Origin of the sequence: Lujinxingia vulgaris (assembly GCF_007997005.1) — a bacterium.
Taxonomy (GTDB): domain Bacteria; phylum Myxococcota_A; class Bradymonadia; order Bradymonadales; family Bradymonadaceae; genus Lujinxingia.
In genome coordinates this window covers 97,064-109,112 of record NZ_VOSL01000013.1, presented here as the reverse complement: position 1 = coordinate 109,112, position 12,049 = coordinate 97,064, and the positions used below count along the sequence as shown (strand labels likewise).

General features: G+C 65.7%; 9 protein-coding genes. 4 read left to right on the top strand and 5 right to left on the bottom strand.

The features are described from left to right. The first annotated feature begins 28 nt into the window (after positions 1-28). The 4 genes from FRC96_RS02825 (at position 29) to FRC96_RS02810 (ending at position 3,155) form a co-directional block, all read left to right on the top strand. The gene (locus FRC96_RS02825; protein ID WP_146972516.1) at positions 29-754 is read left to right on the top strand and encodes a sugar phosphate nucleotidyltransferase; all 726 of its coding nucleotides are present in this window, start codon (positions 29-31) and stop codon (positions 752-754) included. Further along, the gene (locus tag FRC96_RS02820; protein WP_146972515.1) at positions 751-1,251 is read left to right on the top strand and encodes a dTDP-4-dehydrorhamnose 3,5-epimerase family protein; all 501 of its coding nucleotides are present in this window, start codon (positions 751-753) and stop codon (positions 1,249-1,251) included. Before FRC96_RS02825 ends, FRC96_RS02820 begins: the two co-directional genes overlap by 4 nt. A 147-nt stretch (positions 1,252-1,398) precedes the next feature. Continuing rightward, positions 1,399-2,406 (top strand): polysaccharide deacetylase family protein, encoded by a 1,008-nt coding sequence (locus tag FRC96_RS02815; RefSeq protein WP_146972514.1) that lies wholly within the window; start codon positions 1,399-1,401, stop codon positions 2,404-2,406. After that, entirely contained in the window at positions 2,385-3,155 is a 771-nt protein-coding gene (locus tag FRC96_RS02810) for a formyl transferase (RefSeq protein ID WP_146972513.1), read from the top strand. The genes FRC96_RS02815 and FRC96_RS02810 overlap by 22 nt, the downstream gene beginning before the upstream one ends. 317 nt (positions 3,156-3,472) lie before the next feature. Here FRC96_RS02810 and FRC96_RS02805 read toward each other — a convergent pair whose 3' ends face one another. From FRC96_RS02805 to FRC96_RS02785, 5 genes are all read right to left on the bottom strand, one after another. Continuing rightward, positions 3,473-4,489: an NAD-dependent epimerase gene (locus FRC96_RS02805; RefSeq protein WP_146972512.1), complete on the bottom strand. Its 1,017-nt coding sequence runs from the start codon at positions 4,487-4,489 to the stop codon at positions 3,473-3,475. Positions 4,490-4,519: 30 nt separating this feature from the next. Beyond that, the gene (gene tviB, locus FRC96_RS02800; protein ID WP_146972511.1) at positions 4,520-5,803 is read right to left on the bottom strand and encodes a Vi polysaccharide biosynthesis UDP-N-acetylglucosamine C-6 dehydrogenase TviB; all 1,284 of its coding nucleotides are present in this window, start codon (positions 5,801-5,803) and stop codon (positions 4,520-4,522) included. Between the two features lie 23 nt (positions 5,804-5,826). Beyond that, positions 5,827-7,224 carry a UDP-glucose dehydrogenase family protein gene (locus tag FRC96_RS02795; protein WP_146972510.1) on the bottom strand — a complete coding sequence of 466 codons (1,398 nt, stop codon included), beginning with the start codon at positions 7,222-7,224 and terminating at the stop codon, positions 5,827-5,829. A 98-nt stretch (positions 7,225-7,322) separates the two neighbouring features. After that, the gene (locus FRC96_RS02790; RefSeq protein WP_230469804.1) at positions 7,323-9,242 is read right to left on the bottom strand and encodes a polysaccharide biosynthesis protein; all 1,920 of its coding nucleotides are present in this window, start codon (positions 9,240-9,242) and stop codon (positions 7,323-7,325) included. 230 nt (positions 9,243-9,472) lie between these two features. Beyond that, entirely contained in the window at positions 9,473-11,983 is a 2,511-nt protein-coding gene (locus FRC96_RS02785; protein WP_146972508.1) for a hypothetical protein, read from the bottom strand. Positions 11,984-12,049: the final 66 nt, after the last annotated feature.

Below are 12,049 nucleotides of genomic sequence, written 5' to 3'. Positions count from 1 at the left end.
GAGCGAAGCAGCGACACCAGGGGGGATTATGAGGGGAGTGGTTCTTGCGGGCGGGACGGGGAGCCGTCTCTTTCCGCTGACAAAAGTCACCAACAAACATCTCTTGCCGGTGGGGCGCCAGCCGATGCTGGTGCACCCGATCTTCAAGCTACGTGAGGCCGGCATCACGCAGGTGCTCATCGTGACGGGCACCGAACATATGGGCGATGTGGTAGGACTGTTGGGGAGCGGCCGCGATTTTGGCTGCCAGTTCACCTACCGGGTGCAGGATGAGGCCGGAGGCATCGCCCAGGCGCTCTCCCTGGCGGAGAACTTCGCCGGCGGTGAGCCTGTATGTGTGGTCCTGGGCGACAACATCTTTGAGGACAACATCGCCGACGAGGCGCGGCGCTACCGCGAGCAGGGGGGCGGGGCGAGGATCTTGCTCAAAGAGGTACCCGACCCGGAGCGCTACGGGGTGGCCCGCGTGGAGGGGGATCGGGTCGTGGAGATCCTGGAGAAGCCCCAGCGCCCGCCGAGCAAGTTGGCCGTCACCGGGGTGTATTTCTTCGACGGGCAGGTCTACGACATCATCCGGGGGCAGCGCCCGTCGGCCCGCGGAGAGTACGAAATCACCGACGTGAACAACGCCTACATCGAGCGCGAGGCCTTGAGCTGGGGCCGACTTCGGGGCTGGTGGACCGACGCCGGGACCTTTGCCTCATACCACCAGGCCAACAGCTGGGTGATGGCCGCCGACCGGGAGCGCTTATGAGCCGTCAGGATGATCAGGAATCTCTCTCCAAGATCGTCGGCGTGGTGGTGCGGCCGCTGAGTCGCCATCGGGATGAGCGGGGATGGCTGACCGAGCTCTGGCGCCATGATCAGCTCCCCCGCGAGTTCTGGCCGGCGATGACCTACCTCTCGCAGACCGAGGCCGGGGTGGCGCGCGGCCCGCATGAGCATGTCGACCAGGCCGACTACTTCTGTTTTATGGGGCCGGGCACCTTCCGGCTGCACCTGTGGGATAACCGCATGCAATCGACCAGCTACGAGCGTTACGAGTCCTTTGAGCTGGGCGAGGAGATGCCCGCGGCGGTGATCATTCCGCCGGGGGTGGTGCATGCCTACCAGAACATCAGCCGCGGCCCGGGCTGGGTGATCAACTGCCCCAACCGGCTCTACCGCGGCGAAGGTTACGCTGAAGAGGTCGATGAGATTCGTCATGAAGACGATCCTCAATCCCCCTTTCAGCTCGGGAGAGCGCGCTAGTATGAGGCGCTTCAGGGGGGCGCGCGCGCCGGGGGGAGCGCGCGCACCCTGACTTCTACGTGTCGGGAGGCCGCCCTGTCGGAGCGATCCGATGGGGCGGTCGCCCCGGCGCGTTTTCACCAGATACGCTTTTCATCGGGGGAGAACATGCGGGCTGCGCGCTTTGTGATCTCGTTGGATCTGGAGCTTTACTGGGGCGTGCGCGATCACCGCCGTCTGGAAGACTATCGCGTGGCGCTTCTGGGGGTGCGTCGGGCGGTCCCGGCGATGCTCAAGCTCTTTGAGGACTACGGGGTGATGGCCACCTGGGCCACCGTGGGCATGCTCTTCTGCGAGCATCGCGACGAGCTGCTCGCCAGCCTTCCTCGCCGCATCCCGGCCTACCGAGACGCCTCGCTCTCGCCCTACCCGCATATCGCGTCCATCGGCAAAAACGAGGTCGAAGATCCCTTTCACTACGGGCTCTCGCTGATCCGCTTGATTGAGGCGAGCCCCGGCCAGGAGATCGCCTCGCATACCTTCTCGCATTATTACTGCTGCGAGCCCGGACAAGATGCCGATGACTTTGAGGCCGACCTTGAGGCGGCCGTCACGGTAGCGGCGCGGCGCGGGATTCGGCTCTCCAGCCTGGTGTTTCCGCGAAATCAAGTGCGCCGAGAGTACCTCGAGATCTGTCGAAACCTGGGGCTGGAGGTCTACCGGGGTAACCCTCCCGGGTGGCTCTATCAGGCGCACGCTCGCGCCCGAAATACCGGGTTTCGTCGAGCCGCGCGTCTGCTCGACAGCCTCACACCGCTGACCGGGGCGCGCTGCATCTCGGCGGTCTCTCCGCTCGTGCGCCAGCCCGTGAACGTGGCCGCCACGCGCTTTTTGAGGCCGCTTGCCACCCGCAGTCCCTGGCTTGCGCGCAGGCAGCGCGCGCGCATCTGTCGGGAGATCGATGAGGCGGTGCGTTGTGGCGGCGTCTACCACCTCTGGTGGCATCCCCATAACTTCGGGGTGGGCCTGGAGGCGCACCTCTCGGAACTTCTGTACATCCTCGATCATATGGCGCGTTGGCGTGAGGCCGGGCGCATGGTCACCGCGACCATGGCCGATGTGGCACGCCAGGGCCTGGGCTATCAGGAGGGACCATGGGTAAGCCCCGCGTTGTGATGTTGGCCGGTCCGGGCGATGTGACGCCGATGCTCTACCATGAGCTGAGCGCGCGCTATGGCGCGCTGCCCGTCGTCATGGAGAGCCCTATGTCGCGGGTCGACTTCTTGCGGCGGCGTGCACGCCGGATGGGCTGGTTGAAGGTCGGCCACCAGAGCCTCTTTCAGACGGCGGTGGCGCCGGCCCTGAGACGCCGCGGGCGCCGGCGCATCGAAGAGCTCTTGCGCACCCACGAGCTGCGCCGCGATCCGATCCCGGAGTCGCAGATCATCGCCGTACCTTCGGTCAACTCGGAGGAGGCCCGCGCGGCGCTGCGTGAGCTCAACCCCGAGGTGGTGGTGATCAGCGCCACACGCATCGTCAGCAAGGCAACGCTGGGCTGCATCGCGGCCCCCTTTATCAACCTGCACACCGGCATCACGCCTTACTACCGCGGCGTGCACGGGGGCTACTGGGCGCTGCATCAGGGCGAACCCGAGCGCTTCGGGGTGACCGTGCACCTGGTGGATGCGGGCATTGATACCGGGGCAATTCTGGCGCAGCGGGTGATCGAACCCTCGCGCGACGACAACTTCGCGACGTACCCCTACCTGCAGTTTGCCCACGGGGTGTCCATGGTCGCAGGCGCCGTGGAGGGGCTGCTCACAGGCGATCAGCCGCGCTGGCGAGCGCCCGCGGTGAGCGGCGGGCTGTGGTCTCACCCCACGGTGCTCTCGTATCTTCGTGGGCGCCGGCGGGGCGTGCGCTGAGCGAGGGGAGATGGCGAGCCGTGAATGTCAACCAGGCCGAGTGTGGCGAGGAGTTGTCATGGGTTGAGGGTAAGTGGTTGATATTTAATGGAAAAGCCGACCCGGTGAGGGTCGGCTTTTTGTTGCTCAATGTGTGCTTCGCCGGGGCGCGTCCCTGCCTGCTCAGCGTCCGTAGTAGTACGCCGTGAGCTATCGTTGACGCCGTGTCTGCTGCGTTGAGAGCACCTCGGGCAGCGTTGCAAAGCCTCGACGATGCTAAAGCATCGCCTGCGTCCCGCGCCTTGCTCGAGAAGCACTCAACCTCGCAGCCATCGACGTCACCTTCTGCTCACGGCGTAGTACTCGCGGTACCAGGCGACAAAGTTGGCGATGCCCTCTTCAATGGGGGTGTCGGGCTTAAATCCCACGTCGTTGATGAGGTCTTCGACGTCGGCGTAGGTGGCCTGAACATCACCGGGTTGCATGGGCAAGAACTCTTTTTGAGCCTCCTGACCCAGGCAGTCCTCCAGCGCCCCGATCATGTCCATGAGCTGCACCGGGTTGTTGTTGCCGATGTTGTAGATGCGGTAGGGCGCGGCGCTGGTGCCCGGGTCGGGCTCGTCGCCTGACCAGCTGGCGTTGGGCTCGGCGACGCGGTCGGTCACGCGCACCACACCTTCGATGATGTCATCGATGTAGGTGAAGTCGCGCTGCATATCGCCGTTGTTGAACACCTTGATGGGGCGGCCCTTGAGGATGGCGTCGGTAAAGAGAAAGAGCGCCATATCGGGGCGACCCCAGGGGCCGTAGACCGTAAAGAAGCGCAGCCCGGTGGTCGGCAGCCCGTAGAGGTGGCTGTAGGTATGGGCCATCAGCTCGTTGGCCTTCTTGGTAGCGGCGTAGAGGCTGACCGGGTGGTCGATGTTATCGTGGATGGAGAAGGGCAGCGAGGTGTTGGCGCCGTAGACCGAGCTTGATGAGGCGTAAACCAGGTGGGGGGTCTGCTGGTGTCGGCAGCCCTCCAGGATGTTGGTGAAGGCCACGATGTTGGCGTCGATGTAGGCGTGGGGGTTCTCCAGCGAGTAGCGCACCCCGGCCTGGGCGGCCAGGTGCACCACCCGGTCGAAGTCATGGGCTTTGAAGAGGGCGGCCACGCCTTCGCGGTCGGCAAGCTCCAGCTTCTGGAAGCTGAAGTTCGGGTTGGTCTGCAGCCGCTCCAGACGCGCCAGCTTGAGGTTGGGATCGTAGTAGTCGTTGATGTTGTCGACGCCGACCACAGAGTCGCCGCGCGCGAGCAGGCGCGTGGCGAGGTGGGAGCCGATGAATCCGGCAGCGCCGGTGACCAGGATCTTCATAGAGAGCTCGTCGGGTCGAAGGAGTGAGGATTAGAGGCGAGCGTCGGAGTCGCCGGTGGGCAGGACATACTTGATGTCGTAGACCACCGCGCCATCCTTGCCGAGGGCGCGGATCTGCTCGGCGCCCATCTCGCGGAACTCGTCGTGAGCCACCGCCAGGATGATCGCGTCGTAGTGGCCCGGCTTCGGCTCTTTGATGGGGTCGATGCCGTACTCGTGGCGGGCTTCTTCGGCGTCGACCCAGGGATCGTAGACATGCACGCGGGCGTGGTAGGTCTCCAGCTCCCGGATGATGTCGATGACGCGGGTGTTGCGCAGGTCGGGGCAGTTCTCTTTGAAGGTCAGCCCCATCACCAGCACGTTGCTGTCGACGACCTGAAGGCGGCGCTGGGTCATGAGCTTGGCGACCTGGTGGGCGATGTGGCTGCCCATGGAGTCGTTGAGTCGGCGCCCGGCCAGGATCATCTCGGGGTTGTAGCCGATCGCCTGGGCTTTATGCGTCAGGTAGTAGGGGTCGACGCCGATGCAGTGGCCCCCGACCAGGCCGGGGCGGAAGGGCAAGAAGTTCCATTTGGTGCCGGCCGCAAGGAGCACCTCTTCGGTGTCGATGCCCAGGCGGTTGAAGATCAGGGCCAGCTCGTTGATCAACGCGATGTTGACGTCGCGCTGGGTATTCTCGATGACCTTGGCCGCTTCGGCCACCTTCACGGAGCTGGCCTTGTGGGTGCCGGCGGTGATGACGGAGCGGTAGAGCGCGTCGACAAAATCGGCGGCTTCGGGCGTGGAGCCGCTGGTGACTTTGACGATGGTCGTCAGGCGATGCTGTTTATCGCCCGGGTTGATGCGCTCGGGGCTGTAGCCCACGAAGAAGTCCTGATTAAAGCGCAGCCCGCTGGTCTCTTCGAGCAGCGGCACGCAGACCTCTTCGGTGGCGCCCGGGTAGACGGTGGACTCGTAGATGACCACATCGCCCTTGTTAAGCACCGCGCCGACAGCGCGGCTGGCGCTCTCCAGGGGGCTTAAGTCGGGGCGCTTATGCTCGTCGATGGGCGTGGGCACGGTGACCACGTAGACGTTGCAGTCGGCGATGTCGTTGAGCTCGGTGGTGTAGCGCAGGCGCTGTGCGCTGACCAGATCGTCGGGCTCAACCTCCCGGGTGCTGTCGCGGCCCTCGCGCAGCTCGTTGACGCGGCGAGGGTTGATGTCGAAGCCGATGGTGTCGAAGCGCCGCCCGAACTCTACGGCCAGCGGCAGGCCGACGTAGCCGAGCCCGACGATGGCGATCTGAGCGGTGTCGAGGGTGGGGGTGCCCATGAGGTCTCCTGCGAAGACGAAGGTTAGCGAGGTTGGGAGCCCGGACGAGGGTCCAGGGCGATGATGGTCGCCGGATCGCGGCTCTCACTGCTGCGTCCGATGGCGTCATAATAAAAACCGGCGGCGCGCATCTGATGCGGATCGTACTGATTTCGGCCGTCAAAGATGACGTTGTGGCGCATCAGCCGGGCCATAGCTCCAAGGTCGGGGTGGCGGAAAGGTTTCCACTCGGTGACCAGAATCAAAGCGTCGACCCCTTCTAGCGCGGCATACTGGTGTTCGGCCAGCATAAGATGTTGACGATCGAACCACTCTTGCGGGAAGTGCTCGCGGGCCGCCTCCATGGCTACAGGGTCGTAGGCCTGGATGCGCGCCCCGCGCGCGATCAGATGCTCGAGCAGGGTGCGAGAGGGGGCTTCGCGAAGATCGTCGGTGCCCGGCTTAAACGCCAGCCCCCACAGCCCGAAGGTCAACGCGCTTAAGTCCTCACCGTAGCGAGCGATGATCTTTTGTGCCAGCCGTTCTTTCTGAGCCTGATTGCGTCGCTCCACTGCGTCGAGAATTCCGGGCTCAATGCCCTGATCGCGTGCCATATGGCAGAGGGCGCGCACATCTTTTGGAAAGCAGGAGCCGCCGTAGCCGCAGCCCGGGTAGATGAAGTGGTAGCCGATGCGCTCATCGGAGCCGATGCCCAGGCGCACGTTCTCCACATCCACCCCGAGGGCTTCGCAGAGATGGGCGACCTCATTCATAAAGGAGATCTTGGTGGCGAGCATGGCGTTTGCGGCGTACTTGGTCATCTCGGCGTCGCGGGTGCCCATAAAGAGCAGGCGCTGGTGGTTGCGGTTAAAGGGCGCGTAGAGCTCGGCCAGGTGCTCGCGGGCCTGCTCGTCTTCGGTGCCGATGATGATGCGGTCGGGCTTCATGAAGTCGTCGATCGCCGCGCCCTCTTTCAGGAACTCCGGGTTGGAGACCACGACCACGCGGTGGGCGGCGCCGCGGTGTTCCAGATGATGCTCGATGGTCTCCTGGACCATGCGCGCGGTGCCCACCGGCACGGTGGATTTGTCGACGACGATGGCGTCACCCTGCAGGTGCTCGCCAAGTTGGCGCGCGACCTCCAACACATGTTGCAGATCGGCCGAGCCGTCCTGGTCTGGCGGGGTGCCCACGGCGATGAAGAAGACCTCGCCAGCCTCACAGGCTTCGGCCAGAGAGGTGGAGAAGCGCAGGCGTTTTTGCGCGATATTGCGCTGTAGAAGCTCGTCAAGGCCGGGCTCGAAGATGGGGCTCTTGCCCTTGCGAAGCTGCGCGACCTTGCGGGCGTCGACGTCGACGCAGGTCACCTGATGGCCCATCTCGGCAAAGCAGGTTCCGGTGACCAGGCCGACGTAACCGGTGCCGATGATTGTGAGGTTCATGGTCTCTCCTGGGGAGGGCGGGGGCGTCCCGGTGGGGGCAGCCGACGCGTAAGGATCACCGGTGAAGGTGGCGAGGGTGATCACGATCAGAGAAGGGCTCAGCGCGCCGCGCGAAGTCGGGGAAGTTCAAGGACAGTCGCGTCGGTATGCGGGCTCTGGTAGTCGGGGATCAGCTCGGCGAGCAACGCCCGCACCGCGGGGTGATCTCCGCGATCCGCGGCTGCCAGAAGCTCGTGGTAGAGCGTGTCGAAGTGTTCGGGTGGGTCGCTGGAGGTTTTGCCCACAAAGATCTGGGCGTGCTCGGTCCGATCGACGTCTTCTTCATCGAGGGTCAGCTCCTCAAAGAGCTTCTCGCCGGGGCGAATGCCGGTGAAGACGATCGGGATCATCGCCTCATTGGCTCCCGAGAGGCGGATCATGTCGCGGGCCAGGTCGGCGATGCGCACCGGTCGGCCCATGTCGAGGATAAAGAGGCTGGCCTGGCTCTCGAAGCTCGCCGCCTGCAAGACCAGCTGCACCGCCTCGGGGATGGTCATGAAGTAGCGGGTCATCTCGGGGTGGGTCACCGTGACCGGACCTCCGCGGCGGATCTGGTCGCGAAAGATCGGCACCACCGACCCGTTGGAGCCGAGCACATTGCCAAAGCGCACCGCGCAGAATCGCGTGTTTGGATGCTCCCGGCCCAGGCGCGCCACGATCCACTCGGTGACGCGCTTGGTTGCGCCCATCACGCTGGTGGGGTTGACGGCCTTGTCGGTGGAGATAAGCACGAAGGTTGCCACCCCCATCTCCGCGCTGAGGCGGGCGACGATCTCGGTGCCGCGCACGTTGTTTTTGACGGCTTCGGCCGGGCTCTGCTCCATCAGCGGCACATGTTTGTACGCCGCGGCATGCAGCACCACCTGGGGGCGATGCGCCTCAAAGATCGCGCGCATCCGACCGGCATCGGCCACGCTGGCGACGCAGGGCACCACGGGGCGGTCCTGGTTGGGGTTGAGCTCGCGGTGAATCTCAAAGAGAGGCGTCTCCGCCTGCTCCACCAGGACCAGGGTCGATGGCGCAAATCCGGCGATCTGCCGGCAGAGCTCGCTGCCGATTGAGCCCCCGGCGCCGGTGACCAGCACGCGCCGATCTTTGAGAAACCCGGCCAACGACTCCAGGTCGAGCTCCACCGGATCGCGGCGCAGCAGGTCGGCGATAGAGACCTCGCGCAGACGATCCAGCGAGATCTCCTGATGCAGCATGGCCTCGACCGCGGGCAGAATGCGAGTGTGCACCCCCAGTGGCGCGGCGAGCTCAATGACCCGCCGCACCTGATGCTGCTCCTCGGGAGGCAATGCGATGATGATCTCCTCGATGTCGTGGCGCGCCACCAGCTGCGCGATGCGATCGAGGGGCCCCTCCACCGGGATGCCGTGCAGGCGAAGGCCCCGCTTGTAGGGATCATCATCCACAAAGAGCAGGGGGCGTAGGCGCAGGTTGGGGCTGCGGTTGATCTCGCGCACCATCAGGTCGCCGGCATCTCCGGCCCCGACGATCATCAGGTTGCGCGCCCGCCGCGGAGTCGCGCTCAGGGCCATCGCCTCGCGCACCAGGCGCAACGCGCCGCGCACCCCGCCCAGCAGCACCAGGCTTAAGGTAAAGTCGAGCAGGTAGATCGAACGCGGAAAGCTCTCCGGGCGCAACACCAGCGTGTTGATCGCCATAAAGATCAGCGCTGAGATCGCCAGCGCATACGCCAGCGAGATGATGTCGTAGAGGCTGACGTACTTCCACCAGCCCTGGAACATCTTGAGGTAGGCAAAGACGGCCGTCTTCACCCCGAGCAAAACGAGCAACCCGCCGCCCAGTGTAGACAGGTATTCTGCGGGGATACGAAGATCGAAGCGAAAGAGAAAGGACCCCAGATACGCTGCCGAGAAGAAGGCAAGATGGGCCAGCGCCAGGATCGCGCTGCGCCAGCCGGCCGGCAGTCGACTCAGAGGTTCCATCCATCGCGACAGCGTGTTCATCGCCATAAGCGATGCTCCCATGCGCTGGCCTAAAACAGCCTGGCCCAGAGGCGCGGTGCGGCGCGGTGCTGCCTGACATCCGGCAGATCCGCGCGGTTCGAAAGGTTCCCCCCACGCGTAGGTGGGTGCTGCGAGCGCCTCAGACCCCGTGGCGCTGACGTTGGCCTCAACGGGCGAACGCCATCAAAATGCATATGTGGCAGAAGCTAACCCCCCCGGACCTCGGGTCAACGCGCTCAGGGCTGTCGCGCGCACTCCGAGCGCAGCTGGCGCAGCGCTCGCTGGTGCGGCCCCTGAGCGTGGTCGCGGACCAGCGCCGCCAGCTCAATGCATTTTTTGTGGCGGACCAGAAAACGCCCCAGATCCCTGGGCTCATCGTAGTGGCGAACCAGCCGCTCCAGCAGGACCTGCGCGCGCCGAAGATCGCCCTGAGACTCGGCGATCGCGGCCTCACTGCGCCAGCATACCCGCTGGTCACGCGCGCGCAGCGGTGGCGCACAGCCGATGGCGTAGATCTCGCTGAGCAGCGCCTGGCGAGGGCTTTCAGACGCTTCGGGCTGATGCTCGGGCGTGATGATTAGCAGAAGATCGCGCGCCACATCGGCGCTCAGCCACCCCCCGCGCAGCGCCCGCTCGGCCAGCGCCAGGGCGGCCTCGGGACGCTCCTGACGGTGGTAGATCTGCATCAGCTCGCGCAGCACCCGGTCTTGAACCTCCGGCCGGTCTTCAAGGTCCAGGGCCAGGAGCTGCCCCGCCCACAGCTCGCTGAGCTCCCAGAGCTGCTGCTCGCGGTAGAGCTGTATCAGCCCCAGACGCAGCGCCGTGCTCTGGGGCTGCTCATCGAGCAGCGCCAGGGCGAGCTCGGCCGCCCGGGCCGGCCCCTCCACCCGGGCACACTCTCGCAGGGCAAATCCCAGCAGAGCCTCGCTGGCTCGGCCCAGGGCAAACGCCCGATCCGAGGTCTCGTTGAGATCGCGAAGCAGGAACGCGCCGAGCCAACTCGCCGGCGCCAGATGAGGCTCGGCGTAGAGCTCGCGCCAGACTTGGGCCGCCTCGTCGGGTTGCTCATCCGCGACCAGCGTCCGCGCCAGCACCAACCCCTGATGGGGAAAAGGGTTGAGCGCGTAGGCCCGGCGCGCCAGGTTTAGCGCGCGTTCGGTCTGGCCCGCCTGGCGCAGCTCCACGCTGCGATCGCTGAGGGCGGCGGCGTCCGTAGGAAAGAGCGCGAGCCGCTCTTTCACATCGTCTTCGGCGTCGGGAGCGTTCGATTCATATAGCCCCCAGAGCAGCCCGCTGGCGAGCAGCGTGCCGGCGGCCAACGCCCCGACCAGCGCGCGGTAGAGCCGCCGGCTTAAGGGGCGATGGTAACCCGAAGCGCTCGTTTTGGCGCCGGCCACACAGAGCTCAATGACCATCAACGCCGGCAACGCGATCCCCAGCGTAAAAAAGGGAAAATGAAAGAGCGAGGCCACGCCAAGCCCCACCGCCATCGCCACCGCGAGCGCCCCCATGCGCGGGTTGTTGCTGGCCAGCGCCTGGCGCACGAGCAGCACCAGGCTCATTGCGAGCAGGGCGATCGCGGCGATACCGACCGGCCAGCCATAGGCAAAGAGCCACTCCACCGGTTCGGTCTCAATGGTGGGCACGTTGTGCATCCCCACGATATGAGGATCGAGGTAGGCGGGAAGCCCCACCTCCACGGCGCCGGCGCCGGCGCCGGTCAGCCAGAAGTCGCCTGCAGCACGCAGCGTCGCACCGATCATATGCAGGCGCACCTCAAGGCTGGTCTGAGCCAGGGAGTCGGCCACGCTAAAGTGCTGCGGCAGGAGCAGCCCGGCGACCACCAGCGCCGCAGCGAGCCCGCCACCCACCCACAGCAGGCGGCGCTGAGGCTTCTGCTCGCCAGGGGTGTCGGGGGTGTGCATGGCGCGGTGGCGAAGCAGCACCGCTCCGCCGGCCAGCGCGCCAAGCCCCAGCGCGAGCAGCGAGCCCTCGCTGCGATGCGCCAGCGTCAACACCCCGAAGATCGCGCAGAACACCATCATCGTCGCGCTCAACGCGCGCTGACGACGCGCCCACATCAGCGCGGCGCCGGCGCTCCACAGGGTGGCCAGCGCATAGTAGGTCGCCGCGTGGTTGGTGCTCACAAAGGGCGCCCAGGCCCGGGGCTCCAGGCTGGCCCTATAAAGGCCCAGAATCTTGTCGGTCCCGCTGAGGATCTGCAGCGCGCCAGCGAGCGCCACCACCATCGCGAGCGCCGAGGCCAGGGCAAGCCCCTGGCGGCGCAGCGCGCGCCAGCGCCCCAGGTTGCTCACCGCCAGCGCCCCCAGACTGAGCGCAAACCACTTGAGCGCCATCGCCGCGCTGGCCGGCGCATCGAGTGAGAGCGGACGAAACGCCGGCAACGCGTCCTCGCCGAACGCCGCCTCCCAGCTCAGCGTGAGCGCCTCCCCGGTGGCCGGGCTCACAAGGTTGATGAGCCCCACGGGCATCGGCAGGGCCTGAAGCAGCGCGACCATCCCCAGCATCGCAAAGACCGCCGCCGGAATAGAGCAGCGCCGCGCTCCGGTTGGCCGTCCGTCCGATGCGAGCTCACCAATGAGCACCACCGCCAGAGCCAGCGTCGCCAGAAGCGCCGCGCTTAACGCATGCACCCCTCCAACCATCAGTGGACTTGCCAGCATCAAAATGGCGAGCAAGATCGTGGAGACCTTAAGCCAGAGCGGGCGGGATTTTTGTCGGGCCATCAGGCGCCTCGTGGTGTGGCCAGGCCGTAAAATGGGCGGCGTTGACGCCGCTGACTTGAGTCTCTA